The sequence below is a fragment of the Sedimentibacter sp. genome (genome assembly GCF_038562225.1).
In the GTDB taxonomy this organism is placed as follows: Bacteria; Bacillota; Clostridia; order Tissierellales; family Sedimentibacteraceae; genus Sedimentibacter.
Map to the genome: position 1 here is coordinate 895,700 of NZ_JBCFAS010000002.1, position 24,483 is coordinate 920,182.

Annotated in this window: 22 protein-coding genes and 2 riboswitches; of the genes, 9 read left to right on the plus strand and 13 right to left on the minus strand. The window is 43.6% G+C overall.

What is annotated here, in order from left to right:
• Positions 1-5 precede the first annotated feature (5 nt).
• The 3 genes from AAGU76_RS10595 to AAGU76_RS10605 all read left to right on the plus strand — a co-directional run bounded on the left by AAGU76_RS10595 (position 6) and on the right by AAGU76_RS10605 (position 4,110).
• Positions 6-1,361, plus strand: a complete 1,356-nt coding sequence (locus AAGU76_RS10595) for a YjiH family protein (RefSeq protein WP_342485450.1) — start codon at positions 6-8, stop codon at positions 1,359-1,361.
• 208 nt (positions 1,362-1,569) lie between these two features.
• Positions 1,570-2,730 (plus strand): pyridoxal phosphate-dependent aminotransferase, encoded by a 1,161-nt coding sequence (locus AAGU76_RS10600; protein ID WP_342485451.1) that lies wholly within the window; start codon positions 1,570-1,572, stop codon positions 2,728-2,730.
• An 18-nt stretch (positions 2,731-2,748) separates the two neighbouring features.
• A complete protein-coding gene (locus AAGU76_RS10605) occupies positions 2,749-4,110 on the plus strand; it encodes a YjiH family protein (RefSeq protein WP_342485452.1) in 1,362 nt (453 codons plus the stop codon).
• A 25-nt stretch (positions 4,111-4,135) separates the two neighbouring features.
• On the opposite strand, the gene AAGU76_RS10610 is transcribed toward AAGU76_RS10605, so the two are convergent.
• Complete coding sequence (locus tag AAGU76_RS10610; protein WP_342485453.1) at positions 4,136-4,834, minus strand: FadR/GntR family transcriptional regulator; 699 nt, start codon at positions 4,832-4,834, stop codon at positions 4,136-4,138.
• A gap of 229 nt (positions 4,835-5,063) precedes the next feature.
• Here AAGU76_RS10610 and AAGU76_RS10615 point away from each other — a divergent pair, with 229 nt between their 5' ends.
• Genes AAGU76_RS10615 through AAGU76_RS10625 form a run of 3 tightly spaced genes read left to right on the plus strand, consistent with a single transcriptional unit; the run spans position 5,064 to position 8,225 of the window.
• Positions 5,064-5,858: an electron transfer flavoprotein subunit beta/FixA family protein gene (locus tag AAGU76_RS10615; protein ID WP_342485454.1), complete on the plus strand. Its 795-nt coding sequence runs from the start codon at positions 5,064-5,066 to the stop codon at positions 5,856-5,858.
• A gap of 4 nt (positions 5,859-5,862) precedes the next feature.
• On the plus strand, positions 5,863-6,831 hold the full coding sequence (locus AAGU76_RS10620; protein WP_342485455.1) for an electron transfer flavoprotein subunit alpha/FixB family protein: 969 nt from the start codon (positions 5,863-5,865) through the stop codon (positions 6,829-6,831).
• Between the two features lie 8 nt (positions 6,832-6,839).
• Positions 6,840-8,225 (plus strand): FAD-binding oxidoreductase, encoded by a 1,386-nt coding sequence (locus AAGU76_RS10625; protein ID WP_342485456.1) that lies wholly within the window; start codon positions 6,840-6,842, stop codon positions 8,223-8,225.
• 75 nt (positions 8,226-8,300) lie between these two features.
• Here the strand turns inward: AAGU76_RS10625 and AAGU76_RS10630 are convergent, their stop codons facing one another.
• From AAGU76_RS10630 to AAGU76_RS10650, 5 genes are all read right to left on the minus strand, one after another.
• Positions 8,301-9,176, minus strand: a complete 876-nt coding sequence (locus AAGU76_RS10630) for a MetQ/NlpA family ABC transporter substrate-binding protein (protein WP_342485457.1) — start codon at positions 9,174-9,176, stop codon at positions 8,301-8,303.
• Between the two features lie 115 nt (positions 9,177-9,291).
• Entirely contained in the window at positions 9,292-9,954 is a 663-nt protein-coding gene (locus AAGU76_RS10635) for a methionine ABC transporter permease (RefSeq protein WP_342485458.1), read from the minus strand.
• Entirely contained in the window at positions 9,944-10,960 is a 1,017-nt protein-coding gene (locus tag AAGU76_RS10640; protein ID WP_342485459.1) for an ATP-binding cassette domain-containing protein, read from the minus strand. Before AAGU76_RS10640 ends, AAGU76_RS10635 begins: the two co-directional genes overlap by 11 nt.
• Before the next feature lie 13 nt (positions 10,961-10,973).
• Positions 10,974-11,729 (minus strand): tRNA threonylcarbamoyladenosine dehydratase, encoded by a 756-nt coding sequence (locus AAGU76_RS10645; RefSeq protein ID WP_342485460.1) that lies wholly within the window; start codon positions 11,727-11,729, stop codon positions 10,974-10,976.
• 33 nt (positions 11,730-11,762) lie between these two features.
• Complete coding sequence (locus tag AAGU76_RS10650) at positions 11,763-12,236, minus strand: YbaK/EbsC family protein (protein WP_342485461.1); 474 nt, start codon at positions 12,234-12,236, stop codon at positions 11,763-11,765.
• A gap of 91 nt (positions 12,237-12,327) precedes the next feature.
• Positions 12,328-12,430, minus strand: a riboswitch (SAM riboswitch).
• Positions 12,431-13,037: 607 nt separating this feature from the next.
• On the opposite strand from AAGU76_RS10650, the gene AAGU76_RS10655 reads away from it, so the two are divergent.
• Positions 13,038-14,399, plus strand: coding sequence for a short-chain fatty acid transporter (locus AAGU76_RS10655; protein ID WP_342485462.1), 1,362 nt, complete (start codon positions 13,038-13,040; stop codon positions 14,397-14,399).
• A 48-nt stretch (positions 14,400-14,447) separates the two neighbouring features.
• Here AAGU76_RS10655 and pflA read toward each other — a convergent pair whose 3' ends face one another.
• The 3 genes from pflA to AAGU76_RS10670 all read right to left on the minus strand — a co-directional run bounded on the left by pflA (position 14,448) and on the right by AAGU76_RS10670 (position 18,499).
• Positions 14,448-15,173, minus strand: coding sequence for a pyruvate formate-lyase-activating protein (gene pflA, locus AAGU76_RS10660; RefSeq protein WP_342485463.1), 726 nt, complete (start codon positions 15,171-15,173; stop codon positions 14,448-14,450).
• Between the two features lies 1 nt (position 15,174).
• Positions 15,175-17,403: a formate C-acetyltransferase gene (gene pflB / locus AAGU76_RS10665; protein ID WP_342485464.1), complete on the minus strand. Its 2,229-nt coding sequence runs from the start codon at positions 17,401-17,403 to the stop codon at positions 15,175-15,177.
• 41 nt (positions 17,404-17,444) lie between these two features.
• A riboswitch (ZMP/ZTP riboswitch) is annotated at positions 17,445-17,527 on the minus strand.
• A 36-nt stretch (positions 17,528-17,563) separates the two neighbouring features.
• The gene (locus tag AAGU76_RS10670) at positions 17,564-18,499 is read right to left on the minus strand and encodes a hypothetical protein (protein WP_342485465.1); all 936 of its coding nucleotides are present in this window, start codon (positions 18,497-18,499) and stop codon (positions 17,564-17,566) included.
• A 254-nt stretch (positions 18,500-18,753) separates the two neighbouring features.
• Between AAGU76_RS10670 and AAGU76_RS10675 the strand changes: the two genes are divergently transcribed.
• On the plus strand, positions 18,754-18,939 hold the full coding sequence (locus tag AAGU76_RS10675; protein ID WP_342485466.1) for a DUF1858 domain-containing protein: 186 nt from the start codon (positions 18,754-18,756) through the stop codon (positions 18,937-18,939).
• Between the two features lie 142 nt (positions 18,940-19,081).
• On the opposite strand, the gene AAGU76_RS10680 is transcribed toward AAGU76_RS10675, so the two are convergent.
• Together AAGU76_RS10680 and AAGU76_RS10685 are read right to left on the minus strand one after the other, a co-directional pair.
• Positions 19,082-20,149 (minus strand): D-cysteine desulfhydrase family protein, encoded by a 1,068-nt coding sequence (locus AAGU76_RS10680; protein ID WP_342485467.1) that lies wholly within the window; start codon positions 20,147-20,149, stop codon positions 19,082-19,084.
• A gap of 42 nt (positions 20,150-20,191) precedes the next feature.
• On the minus strand, positions 20,192-20,416 hold the full coding sequence (locus tag AAGU76_RS10685; RefSeq protein ID WP_342485468.1) for a glutaredoxin family protein: 225 nt from the start codon (positions 20,414-20,416) through the stop codon (positions 20,192-20,194).
• 149 nt (positions 20,417-20,565) lie between these two features.
• Here AAGU76_RS10685 and AAGU76_RS10690 point away from each other — a divergent pair, with 149 nt between their 5' ends.
• On the plus strand, positions 20,566-21,435 hold the full coding sequence (locus tag AAGU76_RS10690; RefSeq protein WP_342485469.1) for a hypothetical protein: 870 nt from the start codon (positions 20,566-20,568) through the stop codon (positions 21,433-21,435).
• A gap of 22 nt (positions 21,436-21,457) precedes the next feature.
• Here the strand turns inward: AAGU76_RS10690 and AAGU76_RS10695 are convergent, their stop codons facing one another.
• Together AAGU76_RS10695 and AAGU76_RS10700 are read right to left on the minus strand one after the other, a co-directional pair.
• Complete coding sequence (locus AAGU76_RS10695; protein ID WP_342485470.1) at positions 21,458-23,425, minus strand: sulfatase-like hydrolase/transferase; 1,968 nt, start codon at positions 23,423-23,425, stop codon at positions 21,458-21,460.
• A 20-nt stretch (positions 23,426-23,445) separates the two neighbouring features.
• Entirely contained in the window at positions 23,446-24,471 is a 1,026-nt protein-coding gene (locus tag AAGU76_RS10700) for a P1 family peptidase (RefSeq protein WP_342485471.1), read from the minus strand.
• Positions 24,472-24,483: the final 12 nt, after the last annotated feature.

Here is a 24,483-nt window from a genome sequence, read left to right on the forward strand (position 1 = left end):
ACATCATGAACAACACAAAACAAATAAACAGCAAAGGTATATTGAAGTTTGCTGTGCCATCGGCGCTGGGCGTGTTTCTGTTCCTGTTCCCTCTTCCATGGAAGGGTTCGGTAAACATACCCATAGGAATAATATCGGAATGGCTGGCTGCATTCATAAAGCCTGCTGCACCGCTGCTAATCATGATTTTCATATTAACATCAGCAATACTTACAGCATTTACATCCTTGCTGAAGCCAAAAGCAATACTGGACAACAAGCTTTTATCAAAACTTTTTGTATCCAGCCCCATCTACCTGGTATTCAAGATAATCGGAGCCGTGGTTGTGGTCATGGTATACACGCAGACAGGACCAGAATACATCATTTCCGGAGATACAGGGGGGACAATGCTCTCACTTTTAAAAACTCTGGTTGCATGGTTCTTTGCCGCATCATTTCTCATTCCTCTTCTCATGGACTTCGGAATCATGGACTTCACGGGAACGCTGGTAAGAAACTTCACTCAGCCGCTTTTCAGACTTCCCGGAAGATCAGCCATAGACCTGCTCGCTTCCTGGGTTGGAAACTGCAACGTTGGAGTTGTTCTTACAACAACACAGTATGAAAAGGGATACTACACTGCCAGAGAAGCCATAACTATCGCTTCCTGCTTCTCAGCCGTATCGCTGCCCTTCTGCCTGGTCATTGCTGCCATGCTGAAGGTAGACCACCTGTTCATTCCGTTCTATGCCATACTTTCAATCACCGGAGTATTGAGCGTTGTAATAATGACAAGAATTCCGCCTTTGAACAAATATTCTGATGAATACTATGCTCCTGTAGGCAAACAGGTGGACGAAGTGGTACCTGAAGGAATAACGAAGTTTCAGTGGGCTCTGCAGCTGGGTGTTGAAAGGGCAGAAAATGCTCCAACCTTCTCACAGGTGCTCTACAAAGGGGTCGACATGTTTCTGGGTATTGTATTTCAGCTTACTCCCCTTGTTATGTCCTTCGGAACCATAGCCTGCATTCTGGCTACCTACACTCCCATATTTGACTGGCTGTCTGTTCCTTTCGGATACTACCTGCAGCTTCTGGGTCTGGAAGAGGCCTTTACCGCAGCTCCTGCAACAATAGTGGGATTCGTGGACATGTTCCTTCCTGCAGTTCTTGCTGCAAACATAGTTTCATTGAAAACAAGGTTCGTCATAGGAGTTTTGTCCTTGGTGCAGATCATTTACATGACTGAAGTGGGAACATTGATCATCACTTCAAAAATGCCTGTAGACTTCAAGGGTGTGCTTGCATTATTCCTTGAAAAGACGATCATCGCACTACCCATAATCGTCATCCTGACCAATTTGTTTGGCATTGCATAAATAGTGATTGAAATGAGATTCTTCGGAATCTCATTTTTTATTGCTGCTGTTCCGCTGGAAGGGTTGCTATGATATAAGCTTTAAATCATTTTAGTATAAATAAAAAAGCGGTAAAATCATTAAAAAAACGCTTGCATATTTATTTGTCTATGGTATAATTATGATACAGATTGTGGTCTGACCTTAAAACAACCAACGGAGGTGAAACATGAAAAACAGATTTATATCAAAAAGATATTGGAAAGACAAGTCAACACCCATGGGTCAGGTTGATGAACTTGCAAAGAATTACGATGATGTGATTAATTTAAGCCTCGGAGACCCTGACCTTGTTACCCATGACATAATAATCGACAATGCGTTCAAAGATGCAAAAGCAGGTCACACTAAGTACACAGACTTCAGAGGAGATCCTGAACTAAGGAAGGAAATAATCAGGTATTACAGCGAGGAATACGATTTACCGATAGCGGATGAAGAGATATTCATTACTGCAAGCGGATGTCTTGCAATGTATCTTGCCCTTGAAGCCATACTGGACGACGGCGATGAAGTTATCCTGCAGTCTCCGTACTTCACTCCTTATCCCCAGCAGGTTGAATTGGCAAGGGGAGTTCCTGTCCCGCTAATCACCTGTGAAGAGGAAGATTTTCAGATTAACGTGAAAAGGCTTGAAAAAATAATCACTGAGCGCACAAAGGCCATAGTGATCAATTCTCCAAGCAATCCCACAGGTAATGTTCTGTCGAGAAAGACCCTGGAAAACATACGGGACATTGCAGTTAAACATGACCTTATAGTCATATCCGATGATATCTACACATCCTTCTGCTTCGACGAACCTTTTGTTCCCATAGCTTCAATAGAGGGCATGAAAGAAAGGACAATTATAATAAACAGTTTCTCCAAGAACTTCACCATGACAGGATGGCGTATAGGAAACATAATTGCTCCTGATTACATAATCAAGGTAATTCAGCAGATTAATGAAAACGTTGTATTTACATCTCCTTCCATATCTCAGCGCGGTGCCATTTACGCTTTGAAAAACAGGGATATAATACAACCCGACATGATAAGAGAGTACAGAGACAGAGTTTTTTATGCAGCAGAAAGAATAAACAACATCCCTAACATGTCCGTCCTGAAACCGAAGGGAACCTTCTATCTTTTTGTAAACATCAAAAAAACAGGTTTATCTTCTGCACAGATCAGCGACATGATTCTTAGGGAGGCCCATGTTCTCACTATCCCCGGCATTGCATTCGGAGACTGCGGCGAAGGGTATGTGAGAATAGCGTGCACCTTAAGCATCGACAAGTTGAAAGAAGCATTTGACCGGATTCAAAATATGAAAATATTCAAATAGAACTCATGGAGGATAAACATGGATAATAAATCTGCCAAAAAATTTGATAGTAAGGATATTCTTAAATTTGTTTTACCTTCTGCCCTGGGCGTGTTCATTTTTCTCTTTCCCCTTCCCTGGAAAGGTTCAATAAACATACCCATCGGAATAATCTCGGAATGGCTGGCCTCATTCATAAAGCCCTTTGCTCCGGCAATGATAACCTTGTTTATACTTACATCGGCTGTTCTCACAGCTATTACGACCTTGTTCAAGCCAAAAGCAATACTTGACAACAAGCTTTTATCAAAACTTTTTATATCCAGCCCATTCTACTTGGTGTTCAAGATAATCGGAGCCGTGGTTGTGGTTATGGTATACACGCAGACAGGCCCTGAATACATCATTTCCGGAGATACTGGCGGAACAATGCTTTCTCTTTTAAAAACACTGGTTGCATGGTTCTTTGCCGCATCATTTCTAATCCCTCTTCTCATGGACTTCGGCATCATGGACTTCACGGGAACGCTGGTGAGAAATTTCACTCAGCCGCTTTTCAGACTTCCGGGAAGATCCTCCATAGATTTGCTTGCTTCCTGGGTTGGGAACTGCAACGTTGGAGTTGTTTTAACAACAACACAGTATGAGCAGGGGTATTACACAGCCAGGGAAGCCATAACAATTGCTTCATGCTTCTCAGCCGTATCACTGCCCTTCTGCCTTGTTATTGCTGCCATGCTCAAGGTAGACCACCTGTTCATTCCGTTTTATGCCATACTTTCTATCACAGGAGTACTGAGCGTTGTAATAATGACAAGAATACCTCCCTTAACCAAGTATCCAGACGAGTATTATGCTCCTGCTGGAAAACAGGTAAACGAAGTGGTACCTGAAGGAATCACGAAGTTTCAAAGGGCATTGCAGCTGGGTGTGGAAAGGGCCGAAAATGCACCGACCTTCTCTCAGGTGCTCTACAAAGGGGTTGACATGTTCCTGGGCATTGTGTTCCAGCTCACTCCCCTTGTCATGTCCTTTGGAACCATAGCCTGCATCCTGGCCACCTACACTCCCATATTTGACTGGCTGTCTGTTCCTTTCGGATACTATCTGCAGCTTCTGGGTCTGGAGGAAGCCTTTGCCGCTGCTCCCGCCACAATCGTGGGATTCGTGGACATGTTCCTTCCTGCAGTCCTGGCTGCAAAAATAGTTTCCCTGAAAACAAGATTCGTCATAGGAGTGTTATCCCTGGTGCAGATCATTTACATGACTGAGGTGGGAACATTGATCATAACTTCAAAGATGCCTGTAGACTTCAAGGGTGTGCTTGCATTATTCCTTGAAAAGACAATCATCGCTCTGCCCATAATCGTCATCCTGACCAACCTGTTTCAGATTTCATAAAAAAAGATGATTCAATCGAATCACCTTACTGCTCGTTCAGCATGCATACATTGATGTTGTCAAGGTGGGCCTGCATACATCTTGCAGAATCTTCAGGGCTGTGCTTTTCGATGGCCCTGATTATTTCAAGATGTTCCTTGTATATCTTGTCTATTGAGTCTTCACCGAAATAGGACATGCGAACCGTCTTGTTTATAAAGTTGTCGAACAGGTATGAAGTGCTTTGAAGCAGGCTGTTTATGAGAATGTTCTTGCTTATCTTGGCGATTTCATAGTGAAATTCCTTGTCATAAAAGGATTTTTCCTCAGTTGTCCCTGCTTTAACCATTGAGCTTTGTATTTCATAAAGCCTGTCCGTATCGTCTTTTTCAGCAAAGAGTGCAGCCTGCCTGGCTGTATAATCTTCTATGAGGCGTCTGAGTTCAAGTATTTCCTCAATGTTTCCGTTGGACAGCTTGAATGAAAGCGAGAGGGGCTTGAACACACTGTTTTCTGTGTTGTTCACAATGAAGTTTCCGTGGCCGTGGCGGCTTTCTATAACGCCCATCACCTCAAGGGCCTTCAAAGCTTCTCTCAGTGCAGGCCGCCCGATATTAAGGGTCTGGGTAAGCTCTCTTTCCGGAGGAAGTTTGTCTCCGTTTTTCAGCTCTCCCCTCATAATCATCCCTTGAATCTGTTCTATGACCATCTGTGAAATTTTTTTATTTTCTATTGTTTCGAACATGACTGCTCCTTACCATATTATTATATATAATTTTATATCATCTGAGTAAATATTTCAATGAATATGTTGAATCAGTCTGATTAATTGTTAAATATTCATAATGATAAAATTTTATAACCTTTTATTGCAGCCAAAAGATTTATGTGCTATAATAATACAATGGTAAGACCACAAGTCCATAGATTAATACAAATTTTATTACATAAATTATCAAATCAAGGAGTGCGAAATGAATATTCTTGTTCTTGTTAAAGAAGTGCCTGACATGACAAAAGTTAAGTTTGACTGCGAGAAAGGCATAGTTGACAGATCATCAGCTGAATCTGAAATCAATCCCTTCGACATGAATGCCCTTCAGGCTGCAGTTAATCTGAAAAACACCTGGGGTGCCAGCGTTACTGTTTTGACCATGGGACCGCCAAAATCAGAAAGATCACTGCGTGATGCTTATGCCCGTGGTGCCGACAGGCTGATTATGCTCACAGACAGACGGTTCGGAGGAGCCGATACCTGTGCTACGGCCATGACCTTGTCATCTGCTATAAAGTCCATGGGAAGTTTTGATCTGATAATCTGCGGAGAAAAATCCGTAGATGGCGACACAGCTCAGGTTGGTGCCGAAGTTGCCGAATTTTTGGATATTCCGCATGCGTACTACGTTGAAAACATAACAGACTTAAACGAAAATGAAATAACAGTTTCTGTAGAAAACATATGCGGCAGCAGACAAACACGAAAGCTGAAGCTCCCTGCACTGATTGCGGTTACAAAGAACATCAACTCTCCCCAGCTTCCCACTGTAAACAGGAAGCTTAAGTCGCTGGAAATGGAAGCTCAGAGGATGGGCCTCGATGATTTATCATGTTTTATATCCGAAGAAGACACAGGCTTCAGGGGTTCTCCCACAAAGGTTTCAAAAATTGAGGTTCCTGAACCGACCAGGCGCGAAAGCCTCATCATTAGAGATGATTACCAAAAATTTTGTGAAATAATGAAGACTGAAATTTTCAAGTCAAGAAGGTGATAAGATGAATACACACAGAGGAATACTGATAATATGCGAACTTGCAGGCAATTCGGTGCACAGGGTCAGCTTCGAGCTGCTGAACAAAGCTATGGAGCTGAAGGAAAGGCTCCATGAACCTGTAGATTGTCTTTTGCTGGGACCTTCAGGCAAAGACTTAAACGAGCTTAACCTAAGAGGTGCAGACACCGTGTACTACATGCAGTCTCCTGTCTTCAAAAATCCTGAGGAATACCTCTTCAAGGAAAATATAACAAGGTTCATTAAGCAGCACAAACCGGGAATAGTGCTTACAGGCGCCACCTCCTTCGGACGCTCTCTTGCTCCGAGAATTGCAGCAGCCTTAAGAACAGGCCTCACGGCAGACTGCACGGATCTGAAAATAGATGAGGACGGAAACTTCATTCAGATTCGGCCTGCCTTCAGCGACAACATCCTTGCACACATAAATACCGTGACCTATCCAAAGATGGCAACTGTACGCTACAAGGAATTTGAAGAAGCCCAGATAGATTCATCAAAAAAAATCAACATAGTTGAAATAGAACCTTACGTATCCTTCTTTGAAAAATCTCAGGTCATAGATATCTTCAGTGAAGAAAGCATCGACATAAGCGAGGCTGAAATAATCGTGGCTGCAGGAAGAGGAATAAGGAAAAAGGAAGACCTGAAGATGATTGAGGAACTTGCAGCAAAGCTTGGGGGCACAGTGGGGGCATCAAGGGCTCTGGTTGACGCAGGCATGGTAAAAAGTACCCGTCAGGTGGGATACAGCGGAAACAGAGTGAAGCCGAAGGTTTACGTTGCCTGCGGAATTTCAGGAGCTCCGCAGCACCTGGCAGGCATGAAGGAGTCAGAAATAATTGTGGCAATAAATTCGGACCCTTCTGCACCCATTTTTTCTGTTGCAGATTACGGATATGTGGGAGACATCTACGAAATTGTGCCTGCATTGATCAGGGACTTGCCTTAGGAGGGATCATGAATCAGAAAATAATAAATGAAATGACCGGCATAGTGGGAATAGATTACGTCATAACCGACTTGCATCAGAAAGCTTCGTACCTGTACGATGAAATCGAAAAAACCATGAGACCCTCAGCCAATGAGGAGTCCATAGTGGTAAAGCCCCGCAGCTCAGAAGAAATATCCAAGATAATGAAGTACTCCAACGACAACAAAATAACTGTAGTGGTCAGAGGCGGCGGAACAGGACTTTGCGGAGCATGCACTCCCACAAGGGAAAGCATCATCCTGTCCACAGAAAGGCTTAACAGGATAATAGAAATAGATGAGGACAACATGGTTGCTGTTCTCGAAGCAGGCGTTACGCTGTTCGACCTTTTAGAAGAGCTTGAAAAACATGAATGTGCAGGCTTTCCTGTTCATCCGGGAGACGAAGGGGCTCAGATGGGCGGAATGGCAGTTACCAATGCGGGAGGTGCCCGCGCAGTGCGGCATGGAGTAATGCGCAAGCACATACAGGGAATGGAAATAGTGCTTCCGTCGGGTGAAATAATGGAGCTGGGCGGAAAGCTCATCAAGAACAACGCAGGCTACAACCTAATGGAGCTCATAATCGGAAGTGAGGGCACGCTGGCTGTGGTCACTAAAATAATCCTGAAGCTTTATCCCAAGGACAAGTACACTGCTACAATCATAGCTCCCTTTGAATGCTTCGATGATGCTTCAAAGGCTGTTCTTGAAATTCTGAAAAGCGGAGTGACTCCGCTTGCCGTTGAATATCAGGACAAACACCTGTTCACGGAAACGGCAAAAATGCTGGGAACTAGGTGGCAGGCAGAAAAAGGCAACGCAGACCTCATGATAATAATTTCAGAAAAGACTGAGAATCTGCTTTACGAAGCATGCCGCACCATCAATGAAATCTGTGAAAAGAACAATTCCTATGAAACTCTGTTTGCCGGTAAAAAAAGCGAGCAGGACGAGCTGCTTCTCATAAGGAGCCAGCATTATGAGCTCATAAAGGACATAATCGGCCATTCCTTCGACACTGCGGTTCCGGTTGCCGATGTACCAGCTTACCTGAAGGAACTTAAGGACCTGGCTGCTGAATACAACACCATCACAAACATTACAGCTCACATAGCTGACGGCAACATCCACAGCGACATTGTGCTTGTGGACGGCAAGATGCCTCCCTATGCTGAAGAACTGAAAAATAAAATATTCCAGGCCTGCTTCAATCACAAGGGAACCATAACCGGAGAACACGGCATAGGAAAGCTCAGAATCGATGATCTTAAACTTCAGAAGTCAGAAACGGAGCTTAACCTCATGAGAGGAATTAAAAAGCTGTTTGATCCCAACAACATCTTAAATCCGGGTACTGTATTTGACTTATAATTCTTCGCCCAAAACAAAGAACCTACATTTTCAAATGCAGGTTCTTTTGTTTTATGATTTTACTCTACTGATTTCTTAGTCCATTGCTATTACAGCACCTTCATAAGTGTCTGCAATGAATTGTTTAAACTTGTCGCTTTTCAGCGCTTCAATCAAAGCCTTGATTTCTTCTTTTTCTTCATTTCCTGCCTTTACGCAAAGGATGTTTGCATAGACCTGAGCAGCTTCTGAATCCTGTTCTTCTTTTGCCAATGCATCTGTTGCAACGTTGAATCCTGCATCAAGTGCATAGTTTCCGTTGAGCACGACGAAGTCTGTTTCGCCTACAACCCTTGATACCTGTGCAGCTTCAAGTTCAACTATTTCTATGTTGTGTGGATTTTCTACTATGTCATTTTTAGTGGCTGAAAGTCCTGCACCTTCCCTAACCTTGATGAGTCCGTTAGCTTCAAGCAGAAGCAAAGCTCTTGCTTCGTTTGTGGTGTCATTTGGAACTGCAATTGCAGCTCCGTCAGGAATGTTGGCAAGGTCATTTGATTTTCCAGGATAAATTCCAAGAGGTTCATAGTGCACAACTGCAACCGGAACTATTGATGTCTTGTTTTCCTTGTTGAAGTCATCCAGGTACGGTTTGTGCTGGAAGAAGTTTGCATCTATGTCTCCTGCTTCAACAACAAGGTTTGGCTGAACATAGTCAGAGAACACAACTATCTCAAGTTCATATCCCTTTGAGGCCAATTCTTCCTTAACCTGTTCCAATATTTCAGCATGTGGAACCGGTGTGGCTGCAACTGTAATCTTTTTTAGCTCTGTTTTATTTTCTGCAGGTGTCTGAGCAGGTGCTTCTGCCTTGGGCTCTTCCTTTGGAGCCTCTTCTTTCTGGCAGCCTGCTGCGCCTATGGCGAAAGCTGCAACCAATGCTAACAATAATAATTTTTTGATTTTTTTCATAATTTTCTCCTTATAATGTCTTTATTTTGAGTACTCAGAAAATTTGAATATATCTGCTCGGTCACTTTCCCGGGTATGGACTGGCACTATACTTTGTATTTCTCGTACTTATTAACTAAACAACCCTCTTATCGGTTTTTCTGGCAATTTTCATACCTATGATCTGAAGAAGCTGGACGAGAATTATCAGGAGCACTACAGTGATCAGCATTATGTCAGTCTTGTACCTGTAGTAGCCGTACTGTATTGCGATGTCTCCAAGCCCTCCACCTCCGACAACCCCTGCCATGGCAGAGTAGCTCAGGATCGTTCCGATGGCAATTGTTCCGCCCACAATGAGCGACGTCTTTGCCTCAGGAATCAGCACCTTGAACACAATTGTTGAAAGCGGCGCTCCCATGCTCTGGGCTGCTTCTATTACCCCCTGATCCACTTCCTGAAGGGAAGATTCAATGAGCCTTGCAATAAACGGCGTGGCCGCTATCACCAAGGGCACTATGGTGGCAGTTGAACCATAGCTTTTGCCGGCTATGATTTTAGTCAGCGGTATGACTGCTATGAGCAGTATCAGAAATGGTATGGACCTGCCGATGTTCACGGCGATATCTAAAACTCTATATAAAAATCCCATAGGATATAAACCGTCTTTTTTTGTTATCACCAATGCTGTCCCAATAGGAAAGGCAAGAAGATACGCAAATATGGTTGACACAAAGGTCATGTACAGCGTGTCCAAAGTACCGTCCGCAAGCATTGCTATTGTTTTGCTATCCAACATAATCAACCAGTTCCTCCACATTCACATTTTTGCTTTCCAGGTAATGCACAATCTTGTCCGACAGCATTTCATCCTCCGGCAGCTGAAGGACCATCTGTCCGAATGCCTTGCCGTTTATGTCCTTTGTGTCGGCAAACAGTATGTTAACCTGTGCTCTGCACTCCAAAACCATGTTGGCTATCACAGGCTCAAAGGATGACTTCCCGTCAAATACTATTCTCACACATCTCCTGCCAGTCATTTCGCTGATTGCAGAGCCGCTGTGGTAAACAAGTTTCTTTGCGGCATCTGTCTTTGGCTTGGAGAACACTTCCTCAACTGTGCCTGTCTCTGCCAAAGTACCCTTGTCTATTATGGCCACGCGGTCGCATATCTCTTCAACCACGGTCATTTCATGTGTTATTATGATGATGGTTATACCTAGCTTTTTATTTATGTCTTTAAGCAAAGCAAGTATTGAGCGCGTGGTTGTAGGGTCCAGTGCGCTTGTTGCCTCATCGCACAGGAGAATTTCAGGGTTTGTGGCCAAAGCCCTTGCTATGGCTACCCTTTGTTTCTGACCTCCGCTCAGCTGAGACGGATATGACTTTTTCTTGTCGGAAAGTCCCACCAGCTCCAGCAGTTCGGCTGCTCTCTTTCTTCCTTCCTTTTTGCTCATTCCGCTTATTTCAAGCGGGAAGCATATGTTGTCTTCAACACTGCGCTGCATGAGCAGATTAAACTGCTGAAAGATCATTCCGATTTCCCTTCTGACGCATCTAAGCTCCTTTTCGTTCATAAGGGACAAATCACTGTCCTTGATTATGACTGTTCCGCCCGTTGGTTTCTCCAGAAAGTTGATGCACCTTACCAATGTGCTTTTTCCTGCACCGCTCATTCCTATTATTCCGAAAATGTCTCCCTTGTTTATGTCAAGGTTGATTCCTGACAGTGCGGTTACCCTGTTGTTCTGACTGAAATATTGTTTTTTTAAATTTTTTATTTGTATCAATGGAGTCGTCCCCACGTTGTTTCCTCCTTTATTTTGCTGCAATGTCCTTCACTACCTCGCCTGCTATTATCAGTCCTGCTACCGAAGGAACAAAGGATACGCTTCCGGGTATGGCTCTTCTTTGGGTGCATTTCCTTGTGGTGCCGGGAGGGCACACGCAGTTGGATTTGCAGCTTGTTTCTTCGCTGTCCATGGGAGTTATGGGTTTTTCCTTGGAATATACCACTTTAAGTTTTTTAATGCCGCGCTTTTTCAACTCGCTTCTCATTACCTTTGCCAGCGGGTCCATGGAAGTCTTGAATATGTCTGTAACCTCAAATTTTGTTGGGTCCAGTTTATTACCTGCTCCCATGCTGCTCATTATGGGAACGCCAAGAGCATTGGCTCTGACTATGAGCTCCAGCTTGGCCGTAACCGTATCTATGGCATCCACGATGTAATCATACTGTGACAAATCATACTGATCTGCATTGTCAGGCATGTAGAAACATGCATTTGCTTCAACCTTGGCTTTAGGGTTTATGTCCAGTATCCTTTCGGCCATGACATCCACCTTTTTTATGCCTATGGTTTTTCTTGTGGCTATTATCTGTCTGTTTATATTCGTAAGGCATACCTTATCGTCATCAAAGAGGGCAAAACTACCAATACCGCATCTGGCCAGTGCTTCAGCAGCATATGAGCCCACTCCTCCGATTCCGAAAATCGCAACCTTGGCATTTTTTAATTTTTCCATTGCCTCTTCCCCAAGAAGAAGCTGTGTTCTTGAAAATTCGTTTAACATAGCATCCTTTCGCAACTTAATTTCATTTTAATATTATTGTTCCCAATTTTTGCAGACATCAATCCACTTTTTGCTTCCCGATATCTTCTCCAATTCATCAAGCGTCAGCTCAATGGCTGAATTGCTGCTTCCGCATGCAGGAAACATGGTCTTGAATCTTTTCATTGAGTCATCCAGGTATACATCTACGCTGCCCGGAAGAGCAAATGGACAAACACCGCCTACTGCGTGTCCGGTAAACTTGACCGTATCTTCCGTTGCAAGCATTTTTGCCTTGAACCCAAATTCTTCTTTGAATTTCTTGTTATCTATCTTGGCATCACCGGCCACAACAATAACCATTGCATCTTTACCGTTGTAAAATGTAAGCGACTTGGCTATGCGTGCTTCTTCGGTTCCCAGTGCCATTGCTGCCAGTTCAACCGTTGCTGTGGACTGATCCATCTCCAGGATAGAATCATCCTTTCCAAATTGCTTCAAATATTCCCTCACTGTTTCTACAGACATTTCATCCTCCTGATCTCTAGGAGACTGACAATATTATTGCCGTCCCTAAAATAAAAACCCTCTGCAAAGAGAGGGCATAATTCAGACCGTCTCCTCATCTCTCAAAGAATTCTTTGCCGGAATTAGCACCTTTCAGCTTGCTGCAGGTTGCCGAGACATCACGGGGCCGATCCCTCCGTCTCTCTTGATAAGAAGTTTTTGTATTTAATTGTTGTGATTACTTTATACCATTCGTTATTATTTGTCAATGGTAAAATCAATTTTTTTTAATTTTATTTATGCTAACGTTTCTTATGTTTATTTAAAATTCCTTTACTGATTTGCAGCAGATTAACAGGCCTTGATTTAGAAAAGATAAATTTTTGACTGTTTTCGACAAATTTCGCTGTTACTGCCATCAAATAGTTTAAATTGATAATCCGTATTAATCAAACTGACTCTTAAACCGGTGTGGTTGATTTTTCCCAACCTTATGCAAACGTTTTATATAGATTGTGTTATTAATTTAAAATAAAAACGCATATTATTGGAAATTTTTTCATATTTAATATTGGTATGATATTTTGGATAATTGATTAAGTAAAAGAAAAACGAAGTAAACGCGAGATATTTTAAGATACAACAATTTTTGACATATTTTTAACATTTTTGCGCTGGTTTACCACACATTGTAAACGTTTAGCAAATTTGTGTTTATTTCAATATAGTAATAAAATTAACAAGGTTTTAAACGCCCAAAATGTATCAGTCTGCATTGTGGACGTCAAGCTGGGCAAATATAAAAATTTAGGAGGCTTTTTTATGTTTAAAAAATTTACAAACGGCTGCGTATACGTTATGAACAGATACCTGCCGGACGCATTTATCTTCGCCATTGTTTTAACCATCATCACCTTCATAGGCGGTATAACACTGACGGGACAATCCCCATTTCAGATGATTCTGCACTGGGCAGGAGCAAAAGGCTTCTTCGGACTTCTTTCTTTTACTATGCAAATGGTTTTAGTTCTTGTGCTTGGCAGTGCTATGGCACAGGCAAAAGTATTTAAAAATCTTCTTAAAAAAATAGCAAAAGCAGCAAAAACCCCTGTAAGAGGCATTATGATCACAGCGTTTGTATCAGTAGTAGCATGCTGGATCAACTGGGGATTCGGTTTGGTAATCGGCGCATTGCTGGCAAGGGAAATAGCTAAGGAAGTTAAGGGAATTGACTACAGACTGTTGATAGCAACCGCATATTCCGGATTCGTTGTATGGCACGGCGGTATATCAGGTTCGATTCCTCTGCAGGTAGCAAATGCAGGCGCTCTTGAAAAAGTTGCTCCTCAGGTATTTGACAGCGCATTTACCATTGCAACAAGCAACACAATATTCTCTCCAATGAACCTGTTTATTTCAGGAATCATAATCTTCGGACTTCCTTTTGTATGCAAGGCAATGATGCCTGACAAGGAACATACTATTGAAGTTGATCCTGCAAAATTGGTGGAAAAAGAAGGTCGTGAAGAAGATCCAAGCAAATTTTCTCCTGCAGACAAACTTGAACGCAGCAAAATTTTGTGGATCATCACTTTAGCTTTCGGTTTCGTATACATAATCTACAACTTTACTAAGGTTGGTTTGAACCTGAGCCTTGACTTCGTAAACTTCATATTCCTGTTTGTTGGTGTATTGCTCCATGGAAGCCTCAGAAATTACATAGATGCAGTAAATGAAGCAGCAGCAAGCGCAGCCGGAATTATTCTGCAGTTCCCGTTCTATGCAGGTATAATGGGCATGATGGTGGGCGCTAATCCTGAAACAGGCGTATCGCTGGCAGGTGTTATTTCCAACGGTTTCGTAAGTATTTCCAATGCTGTGACATTCCCGCTGTACACATTCCTGAGCGCAGGTATTGTAAACTTCTTCGTTCCTTCAGGCGGAGGACAATGGGCAGTTCAGGCTCCTATAATGATGCCCGCAGGACATGCTCTGGGAGTTGATCCTGCTAAAACAGCCATGGCAATTGCATGGGGTGATGCATGGACTAACATGATTCAGCCGTTCTGGGCTCTTCCGGCACTTTCAATTGCAGGCTTGAGCGCAAAGGATGTAATGGGATACTGCGTAATTACTCTGCTGTTCAGCGGTGTTATTATATCTGCCGGATTCCTGATTTTCTAAAAAGTTAATATTGAAAAATATAAGAATGCTGCCGTCAGGCAGCATTCTTTATTTGACCAGCTTTTCAATTGTGATGCATTTCTTCAGTTCTTCAAGTTTTTCCTTTGAAAGAGGCTCAAGTCCTTCCAGCCAGTAATCAATGCCCAGCTCTTTATACTTGAACACTCCCAGCGTGTGGTATGGCAAAAGCTCCACTTTTTCGATCATGTCCTTTGGAAAGGAGTTTACTTCCTTTTCAAACTCCTCCATGTCGCAGCAGGTATCGTTTATGCCCGGTGTGACCACCTGCTTTATCCATATGCGGCTGCGATTTTCAATGAGGGCTTTTTTGAACCGGTAATAACTGTCTATTTCATGGCCTGTGATATCTTTGTACTTGTTTGGATCTGAATGCTTTATGTCAAGAATGACCAGGTCCGCAAATTTTAGAATCTGGCTGTAATCACACTTCCCGACGCCGGCTGTGTCTATGACCGTGTGTATCCCTGCCTCCCTGCATAATTTGAGGCATTCCAGCAGAAAGTCAGGCTGCATGAGAGGCTCGCCACCGGAAAAAGTTACTCCTCCGCTGTTGAATCTGAAGTAAGGCATGTATCTCCTGGCCTTGTTCACTATTTCTTCAGCACTCATTAGGGTGCCCCTGCCGAAAGCCCAAGTATCGGGATTGTGGCAGTAAGAGCACCTAAGCCTGCACCCCTGGAAAAACACAACCATCCTGAGTCCCGGCCCGTCCAGTGTTCCCAGAGTCTCTATGGAGTGAATGAAGCCGTCCATACTACATCCTGTCATGGAACGTCCTGCTTATTACATCAAGCTGCTGTTCCCTTGTCAGTCGGTTAAAGTTTACCGCATATCCTGATACACGGATTGTAAGGTTCGGATATTTGTCGGGATTCTCCATGGCATCGTACAATGTGTCACGGTTCATTACATTAACATTTATGTGGTGGGCGTCCTGCACGAAGTAACCATCCAGTATGTTGGAAAGGTTGTCGATTCTGTGTCTGTCAAGCTTGCCCAGAGTGTCCGGAACCACCGTGAATGTATTGGATATTCCGTCTTCACAAACGTCCCTGTACTTAAGCTTCGCCACAGAATTAAGAGATGCCAGTATTCCGCTTCTGTCCCTTCCGTTCATAGGGTTTGCCCCGGGTGCAAAGGATTCCCTGGATTTTCTTCCGTCAGGAGTTGATCCGGTCTTCTTGCCGTACACCACGTTGGATGTTATGGTCAGGACGGAAAGGGTGTGGTGAGCATCCCTGTATGTCTTGTGCTTCTTAAGCTCGCCGGAGAAAAATTCAAGCATCTCTTCGGCTATGGAGTCCACCCTGTCATCGTCGTTTCCGTACATGGGAAATTCGCCTTCTATGTTGAAGTCAACAGTAATGCCGTCTTCATCTCTTACAGGCTTTACCCTGGCATATTTTATTGCGCTCAGCGAATCAGCCACTATGGAAAGGCCTGCCACTCCAAACGCCATGAGCCTTCCAACCCTGTAATCATGAAGAGCCATGAGTCCTGATTCATAGGCATACTTGTCGTGCATGTAGTGTATGATGTTCATTGTGTTCACGTACAGTTCTGCCACATATCTGAGAACCTTCCTGTAGCTTTCACAAACCTCTTCGTAGTCAAGAACTTCTGATGTTATTTTGTCTATATTTTCTATTACCTTTGTTTTCTTTATCTCGTCTATTCCACCGTTCAATGCCATCAAAAGAGATTTTGCAAGGTTGCACCTTGCCCCGAAAAACTGCATGTCCTTTCCTATCCGCATGGCCGATACGCAGCATGCTATTCCATAATCGTCTCCATGCATGGGTCTCATGACATCGTCGTTTTCATACTGTATGGCTGATGTTTCAATGGACATTTTTGAGCAGTATTTCTTAAACCCTTCAGGCAGAGCGTTTGACCACAAAACAGTCATGTTGGGCTCCGGCGCCGAAGACAGGTTTGTCAGCGTGTGCAGGAATCTGAAGGTTGTTTTTGAAACAAGCGTCCTTCCGTCAATGCCCATTCCGCCCAGAGACTCTGTTACCCAGTTGGGGTCTCCTGCAAACAGCTCGTTGTATTCCGGAGTTCTCAGATGCCTTACCATCCTTAATTTCAGCACAAACTGGTCAATTATTTCCTGAGCCTCAGACTCAGTTAATAATCCTTCCTCAATATCCCTTTGGATGTAGATGTCCAGGAACGTGCTTACCCTTCCCAGGGACATGGCTGCTCCGTTGCTTTCCTTTACGCCTGCCAGGTATCCAAAGTATACTGCCTGCACGGCTTCCCTGGCGCTGGCAGATGGCTTTGAAATGTCACAGCCGTATTTTGATGCCATGCTCTTCATGGACATTAGGGCGCTTATCTGTTCCCTTATCTCTTCCCTTGCCCTTATGTTTTCTTCATTCATGGGAAGCGTGATGCTTTCATATTCTTCTTCTTTTTTTTCTATTAAAAACTCTATGCCGTAAAGTGCGACTCTTCTGAAATCGCCAATGATTCTTCCTCTTCCGTACGCATCCGGCAATCCTGTTAAAAGGCCTACGCCTCTGGCGTTTTTGATTTCCGGGGTGTACACGTCGAATACTCCCTGGTTGTGGGTCTTCCTGTACTTATGGAAAATGTCCAATAGCTCCTGGGGAGCGTCGTAGCCGTATGCTTCCAGGGACTGTTCCACCATCCTTACGCCTCCGTAAGGATTCATCATCCTCTTTAAGGGAGCATCAGTCTGAAAGCCGACGATAATCTCGTTGTCCTTGTCCATGTAGCCCGGTTCAAAGCTGTCTATTCCGGAAATGTGCTCCGTATCAATGTCAAGAACACCTTTTTGGAGCTCTTCCTTCATGAGATCTGATGCCTTTTGGAACAAGGTCCTGGTTCTTTGGGTGGGTTCGCTTAGAAAATGCTCGTCTCCTTCATAGGGTGTGTAATTTTTCTGGATGAAATCCCTTACATCAACGCTTTCTGTCCATGTACCTGCCTTAAAACTTTTCCATGCTTCTTTCATGTTATCCTCCTAAGTAAATCCCCAGGAATACAAAAAACCACCTGGGTAGCCCAGGCGGTCGACTTTAAATATTATTCACACTCCCTCGTGGTGACCCACAATTCCGCCAGTCATGTGATAATTTATATTACATTAATTATTTTTTATTGTCAACAATTTTCTATGCATTATCTATGATGAGGTTTACCTGTTCCTCAATCTGGTTTATCATGAATTCCTCTGTGAGTTTTTCTTCATAGAGCTTTGACATTGCTTTGTCTGTCTGATTCTTTATGTTCTTTACAACATCCAGCGATTTTCCTATATCTGTCTGAACAACCCAGTCAAATATGAGACCGTCAAAGAAGTAATCCGCAAAAGTTTCGAAAGTTCCTACGGTTATTTCCGAGCCTATTATCATGATGATATCGGCAATTTCTCTTTTAAGACGGCTGAGCTTCCTTTGGGCTTCCTCAGCAAATTTTCTCGCCTCGTCCACATGGGTGCGGCTCATGGCAATTGATGCAAAGCTGCCCATTATGTCTTCAATGCCCCAGCCTTCCGCTCTTTCAAGCTCTGTGATTGTATTTTCTATTGATATAATGGCTTCTTCCCCGCAGGCTATGGCTTCATCAATTTCCTTTATGTTTGCCTTCATGCTTTCCTTGCGTTTTATGAGCTTCTTCAGCTCCTCGCCTGTTTCCCTGTCTTCTATGTTTACAGTTTCTATCTTCTTGTTCAGCAGGTCTTCAAAATCAGACTCGCATGCATCTATCTCCGCAATTTCGTCCACAAGTCTCTTAGTTTCCTCCGCAAGGTATTCAACGTTGTGAATGCATTGGTCATATCTGAGCCTGGCTTTTAGAAGATCCTGTTTCCCTTTTTCAAGCCTTTCTTCCTTGGTTCCCAATATGGCGTAAAATAATGAAGTTATGTTATCAGACTCAAGTTTCAAAACGTCCTGGTCCTTTTTTTCTATATCACTTTGAAGCTTGTTCAAAAGAAGTTTTTCCCGTATCATGTCCTGCTCTGTCTGTTTCAAGAGCCCCTTCAGCTTGTTTCTCTTTTGTATACACTTCTTCATGTAACTGATTTTTTCATTATATTCACGATGCATATTAGAATCTCCTTCGTTTCTTGCCATACAATTTAAACCATAGTTGTGAATATGTATATTAGATAGCCTAACGGTTGAATTTATAATATAAGTTTCATAACCTTCTAAATTATAGCATACATCATTTCTCTATTCAAACAGTTTTTAGCAGATGAAAACGGGAATACGTTGGTAATTTTAAAATAATTTGTTGAATATATTATTGACCTAATGTATAATAATATTTAAAGTTTGTACTAAAGGAGGCAATTGCGATGGCTATAACTAAAGACATGGTTATCCGTGAAGTTATAATGGCTACACCGGAAGCAGCTGAAATATTGATGGCACACGGAATGGGCTGCGTAGGATGTCCTGGAGCTCAGATGGAAACATTGGAAGAAGCTGCAGCAGTTCATGGAATGAATCTTGAACACCTATTGGCTGCATTAAATAAATAAAATAAATGCAATGCAAAAACCGGCTTACGCCGGTTTTTTATTTGAAAAGCAATCAGACAAACAGCTGTTTAACGGTTGCTTATGAACATATTATATTCATATTTGCCATTTATAATATGTCAATTACTGCTAATACTGTTTATTAAAGTCTGAATTCCTTTTGAGTTTCTCCCCAAAGTTCATGCTGCATTGATTCAGAGTGGCTCTCTGAGAAGATTCCGGGAATTCCTCCTGTATGCATCAGCATAACATTGTCACCTCTGGAAATTTTTCCCGATTGGATCATTTCTATCATTCCCCTGAAAACTTTTCCCGTATAGCATGGGTCCAGGATGATTGCTTCTTCTCTGGCCATGAGATACATGTATTGACGCGTGATTTCATCCGGAACATTGTATGAAATACCCACATATCCGTCTTCAATCCACATGTCTTCTCTTGACACATCCACACCAAGCTCGAGAAATTGGTTTGTTTCTTTTATGTAGTCAACTTTTTCCAGCAGTTCTTCTTCTGTCTTGTGTGATACGCAGATTCCTACGGGCATGAAATCAGCTTTGAAATACTTGGCTCCAAGATACAGTCCGCCGAACGTTCCCACTGAGCCGAAGCCGGTGAACACGTAATCAATCTTCACATTCATTTCCTGAAGCTGATCCTTTATTTCCTTTGCTGCCATCACATATCCGGCTGCTCCCACCGGTGAGCTTCCTCCTATTGGAATCATGTACACCTTTTCTCCCGCATCCTCGTACATCTTCACCACTTCATCCGTCGTCTTTTCCACAAGTTCCTGATACCTTGCCGCCTTAATTTCCGGCTCCTCATACCTGAAGCTTGTGTCGTCCATGAAGAATAAATCCGCGCCCATCATCCTGTCAAGAATAAGGTTCCCGGTAGCCTTTGCAGGAGCAGCACCGTCCATGATAATGCCGCACCTGAGCCCGAACCTTGCTGCCACAGCAGCCGTAAGCCTTCCGTGGTTTGTCTGCTGACCACCGTATGTAAGAAGCACGGTGCAGCCTTTGTCAAGAGCATCCTTTAAAAGGTAGTCAAGTTTTCTCAGCTTGTTTCCGCCTGTGGCATATCCCGTAAGGTCGTCTCTTTTTATGTACATGTTTATTCCGTATTTTTTGCTTAAGTTCTCCAGTTTATGTATGGGCGTGTTATAGAATCCTGTCGTAATCTTTTCCATCTTTTCAAGTTTCATTTAGTCCTCCCAAAAAACAAGGCAGCCAAAGCCGCCTATAAATTATAACAATTCGTCCAATTTGCTCTTGTTGAATCCTACAACAACATCCTCGTCAATCATGATTACCGGAACTCCCATGTAACCCATGGAAATCAGTTCTTTTCTTGCTGCCTGGTCTGTGGATACATTTTTTTCTTCGTATTCATAACCTTTTTCTTTCAAATATTCCTTTGCAGCTGTGCAGTTTGAGCATGTGTTGCTTGAATAAACTCTGATGTTTTTCATTTTTTCCTCCTTCATACGATCAAATGATTATGGTAAGTAATTTTAACACAAAACACCTTAAAACTCCATATATTTAATTCTATTTTTTTCACAAAAAACCATGAGCGGAATAAAATAAATCATGCGCATAAAAAGAAAGGAATGATATTATGAAAGAATGTACCATTTCCATAGCCGTTCCGGAAAAAATGCTCAAAGGAGCAGGAATACCCGGAAGCACCTTTGTTCCGTCGCACGTTTACGGGCTTAAAATATATTTTTCAAATACCGGTGATGAACCGAGGATTTGTTCCTTCAGCTCAACGCTGGGCAACGGAATAAGGTATTTGAATAATATAAATCATGAAGGCCCGGACACCTCCCTGGCAGGAAGGATTTCGGCAGTGGAGCCAAGCGAGGCACTGGGAAACAACAACGTGATCCTGTTTGCCGACAACTTTGTTCTTTCACCCAAATCATATAACTGCATTACTTTTGACATAGCCCTTTGTGACAGGTACACACAGAGCAGCATGGAAAATTCCGGCGACAAAATACCTCACAGGAGCAGCATAAGCTTCTTCGCCCATCTCATAGAAGGTGAGAACGCAATTTCTGCAGGCGCATCAACAACGGCCATGGACTATGAGCTTAAAGCCATGTGCCAGGATGAATACATAAAACCCGGCGAAGCCACAAAGTTCTACCTGCACTGCGACTGCGGACAGTACGACGTGGCAAGGAACGTCTACGTCAGGAGCATCCTTGACGAAGGCCTCGAATATGTGGGTGATTCCTGCAACATCGAACCACGCAACGTCTACAAACAAAACGGAAGAACAATCATCAAATGGGATATCGGAAGCCTTCAGCCCTCTGAATCAAGGCGCATAGGCTACATGGTCAGCATGAATGAAGTTCCGGGAATGGTACCCGGAACAGTGCTTAGAAACAAGCTGAACTCTAACTGCATCAACAGCTCCGAATACACCCAGTGCCCTTCAAGCTGCCAATTGAGCATAAGGTTGGAAGAAAACTAAAGTGCAGAAAAATCTGCACTTTTTAATTTTCCAGTACTATTCTGTAGTAGTCGTCGTCAAGAATCCTTGATGAATATCTGAACCTTTGTTTGACCTCTTCCGACTTTTTCTCTATGTATTCAGCATCCGGTTCAGTTCCGTCCCTGGAAACTGCTTCCCCTGTTCTGGCGTTATAGAAAACCTTATCTGTAACATAGCTTCTGTCAGAAAACATGACCAGCGGCTCCGAATCCGACAATATGTCTCTTCCTGCCAAAAGCCTTGAATCGTACTCAATACCCATCAGGTTTGATAAAGTAGGAATTATGTCCAGGCTTGAGCATGTCTTGTCAACAACAACAGGCTCCATGCCCTTTGTCCAGAGCAGGAAAACACCCTTGTAAAGGTCAAATTCAGAACCGATATCATGTCCCGCCAGCTCGCTTATTTCGTTTTTCTCAAGACCGTAGGGGTAATGGTCCGGACTGATGGCTATAACAGTGTCGTCTGCTATTCCTGCTTCCTCAAGGCGCTTAACCAGTTTCTCAAGAGCCCTGTCCAGCTCTATGTTGCAGGCAAGATACGCTTTGACCCTCTCCGAATAGGGCAGGTCTTCAACCAGCTCACGATTTTTGCTGGCAATGTAGTTTCCGGAAAATGTATACTGCAAATGTCCGCTGACTGTCATATAGTACGTGTGAAACGGCTGGCTGTCAATGTATTCGTCTACTGTAAGCTCCATCATCTCCACATCGGATTCCGGCCACGTTTCAGTCACGTCAAGGCCGTTTCCCAACCCCTTGTAGTTGTATCCCAGATTGGGATGGGACTCATTTCTGAAGTAATAGTCGAAGTAGTGGTCGTGGTACGCATTGGCAGCGTAGCCCAGCTTTTTAAGCTGATTGCCCATGGCGAAGGGCATGTAGTTTCTTGATGACTTGTAAAAACTCCATATTCCTTCCTTGGGAAGCAGTCCTGTGCATGCCACATACTCCCCGTCGGATGTGCTCACGCCCCATAGCGGAGTGTAGAAATCTGTGAACTTGAAGCCTTCCTCCCTCAGCCTGTAAAGGGTGGGAGTGAGTTTTTCATCAACGACATAGGGCGAAAATCCTTCCGCTGTTATGAGGATCAGGTTCTTGCCCCTGAACATTCCCGTGTAGCTGTTTTTCTTTGTAGGCTCCAGGCTGTTGAAATACTCGTGCATTTCTTTTATTTCCCGTCTTTGTTCCGACTGTGCCAGGGAGATGAAATCTATGTCCATGACGTTGTATTCCACCGTCTTTACTTCAATAGCCTTCTCAATTTCTTCCTCCGGGACTTGTTCTTCTGACTTTACTTCGTCCTTTTCTTCGGAAGAAGATTCGCTTGCAAGCACCTGGCTGTCCTTCAGGATGTTTTGAATATCAAGCCTTTCTGTGGTCAGAAGGCCGAACCTGTCAATGGAGTCAACAACCAGGAACGTTTCCGTATAAAGGTAGGAAGAACTGAGCATGCCGCTGTCTGAGGCAAGAACTATCATTACCGCAGCCGCTTGTACCACAGCAGCTGCTGCAAGAACAAAGCGTTTTTTTACTTCGTTCCTTTGAAGATTAATTTTTCTGAAGAATATGAGTGACAAGGCTGCAGGTAAAAGCACCAGCAATATCATATGGAAATTTCCTAATATTGCATCAATGAGCACATCCATAAACTGAGCGGCCTTGCCTGCCCCTATGAAGAAATAAAGGCTGGCGAACGTTGAAAATATCTGATAGTAAACAAGCTGCGCACCGTAGAAGAACGTCAGAAGGAAAACCGTGCACATGTAGACTGCCTTGTTGGTCTTCTCGCCAAAAGCTGATGTCAGCATGTATAAAAGTAGTCCCGCAGGTACGGAAAAAAGGCACATGAGCAGGTATCCGACGTTGAACACCTCATCGTATGCCGAGAATTTCAAAACTGTCTCGAAATATATTATAAGAGCAGGAAAAAACAATGCTCTGACTGTCTTTTTATAATCTGCATTCACGTTTGCTGCTTCCTTCTATATTATTTCAGATACTCCCTGAGGCTTCTTCTTGTGTTGCCATTGATGCCCACGGTTGTGTGCGCATGGTACATGGAACTTATTATGGATTCCTCCACTGCTTCAACCGCAGCCCTGAACACCTTGTCGATGGAATCATCGTCAAGCATCTTCACATCTATGATGTTTGTCTGAGAATAATGTTTTATCCTGTTGGCTGTTGTGAAGGCTATGCAAATGTCACCGCTTCCGTTGCCAAGATGGGAGCCTGTTCTCCCCAGGCCGATGACGGACCTTTTGGCCACCCTTTTAAGCTGCCTTTCGCTTAAGGGTATGTCGGTAGCAATAAGCATTATTATGGATCCCTTGTCCTGCTCCTCTTTCTGTTCCCTGTAAATCCTTTCGCCTATGCTGTCGCCGTTAATGGTCAGATCCTTCAGGGAACCGAAGTTTGAGAGCACCAGCGCGCCCAGCACATACTCGCTGCCGTCAAGCTCAACAATCCTTGAAGAAGAGCCGATTCCGCCCTTCAGGCCGAAGCACACCATTCCCGTGCCTGCACCTACTGCCCCTTCGCAAAAATTTTCCGACGCATTTTGTAGTGCTTCAAAAACATGCTCTTCCTTAACGTGAAGCCCTCTAATATCGTTCAGCCTTCCGTCATTGCATTCCGTTACCAGGCAGTTGACCGTTCCGGTAGTTGTTCCGATGTCGTCATTTTGCTCCAGCATGTACCTTACCAGGCCTGCAGAGACGGTTCCAACGCTTAAGGTATTAGTCATCAATATGGGCGTTTCAATTGTTCCAAGCTCTTCCAGCTGTACCAGGCCGACGCTTTTTCCGAATCCGTTTATTACGCAGGAGGAAGCCATGACCTTTTCCTTAAAAATGTTGCCTTCGTGGGGCAGTACGGCTGTTACGCCAGTCTTGACCTTACCGTCGTCAAGCGTCACATGACCGACCTTCACACCCTTAACGTCAGTAATGAGGTTTTTGCTTCCCTTTTTAAGACTTCCGATTGATATGTTGCTGTCCTTTTGTAATCCCATTTGTTCCTCCGT

Bases quoted from the DNA above. Each gene is read 5' to 3' on its own strand.
- AAGU76_RS10595 (WP_342485450.1), top strand. From the start codon at position 6: ATGAACAACACAAAACAAATAAACAGCAAAGGTATATTGAAGTTTGCT.
- AAGU76_RS10600 (WP_342485451.1), top strand. From the start codon at position 1,570: ATGAAAAACAGATTTATATCAAAAAGATATTGGAAAGACAAGTCAACA.
- AAGU76_RS10605 (WP_342485452.1), top strand. From the start codon at position 2,749: ATGGATAATAAATCTGCCAAAAAATTTGATAGTAAGGATATTCTTAAA.
- AAGU76_RS10610 (WP_342485453.1), bottom strand. From the start codon at position 4,834: ATGTTCGAAACAATAGAAAATAAAAAAATTTCACAGATGGTCATAGAA.
- AAGU76_RS10615 (WP_342485454.1), top strand. From the start codon at position 5,064: ATGAATATTCTTGTTCTTGTTAAAGAAGTGCCTGACATGACAAAAGTT.
- AAGU76_RS10620 (WP_342485455.1), top strand. From the start codon at position 5,863: ATGAATACACACAGAGGAATACTGATAATATGCGAACTTGCAGGCAAT.
- AAGU76_RS10625 (WP_342485456.1), top strand. From the start codon at position 6,840: ATGAATCAGAAAATAATAAATGAAATGACCGGCATAGTGGGAATAGAT.
- AAGU76_RS10630 (WP_342485457.1), bottom strand. From the start codon at position 9,176: ATGAAAAAAATCAAAAAATTATTATTGTTAGCATTGGTTGCAGCTTTC.
- AAGU76_RS10635 (WP_342485458.1), bottom strand. From the start codon at position 9,954: ATGTTGGATAGCAAAACAATAGCAATGCTTGCGGACGGTACTTTGGAC.
- AAGU76_RS10645 (WP_342485460.1), bottom strand. From the start codon at position 11,729: ATGTTAAACGAATTTTCAAGAACACAGCTTCTTCTTGGGGAAGAGGCA.
- AAGU76_RS10650 (WP_342485461.1), bottom strand. From the start codon at position 12,236: ATGTCTGTAGAAACAGTGAGGGAATATTTGAAGCAATTTGGAAAGGAT.
- AAGU76_RS10655 (WP_342485462.1), top strand. From the start codon at position 13,038: ATGTTTAAAAAATTTACAAACGGCTGCGTATACGTTATGAACAGATAC.
- pflA (WP_342485463.1), bottom strand. From the start codon at position 15,173: ATGGACGGCTTCATTCACTCCATAGAGACTCTGGGAACACTGGACGGG.
- pflB (WP_342485464.1), bottom strand. From the start codon at position 17,403: ATGAAAGAAGCATGGAAAAGTTTTAAGGCAGGTACATGGACAGAAAGC.
- AAGU76_RS10670 (WP_342485465.1), bottom strand. From the start codon at position 18,499: ATGCATCGTGAATATAATGAAAAAATCAGTTACATGAAGAAGTGTATA.
- AAGU76_RS10675 (WP_342485466.1), top strand. From the start codon at position 18,754: ATGGCTATAACTAAAGACATGGTTATCCGTGAAGTTATAATGGCTACA.
- AAGU76_RS10680 (WP_342485467.1), bottom strand. From the start codon at position 20,149: ATGAAACTTGAAAAGATGGAAAAGATTACGACAGGATTCTATAACACG.
- AAGU76_RS10685 (WP_342485468.1), bottom strand. From the start codon at position 20,416: ATGAAAAACATCAGAGTTTATTCAAGCAACACATGCTCAAACTGCACA.
- AAGU76_RS10690 (WP_342485469.1), top strand. From the start codon at position 20,566: ATGAAAGAATGTACCATTTCCATAGCCGTTCCGGAAAAAATGCTCAAA.
- AAGU76_RS10700 (WP_342485471.1), bottom strand. From the start codon at position 24,471: ATGGGATTACAAAAGGACAGCAACATATCAATCGGAAGTCTTAAAAAG.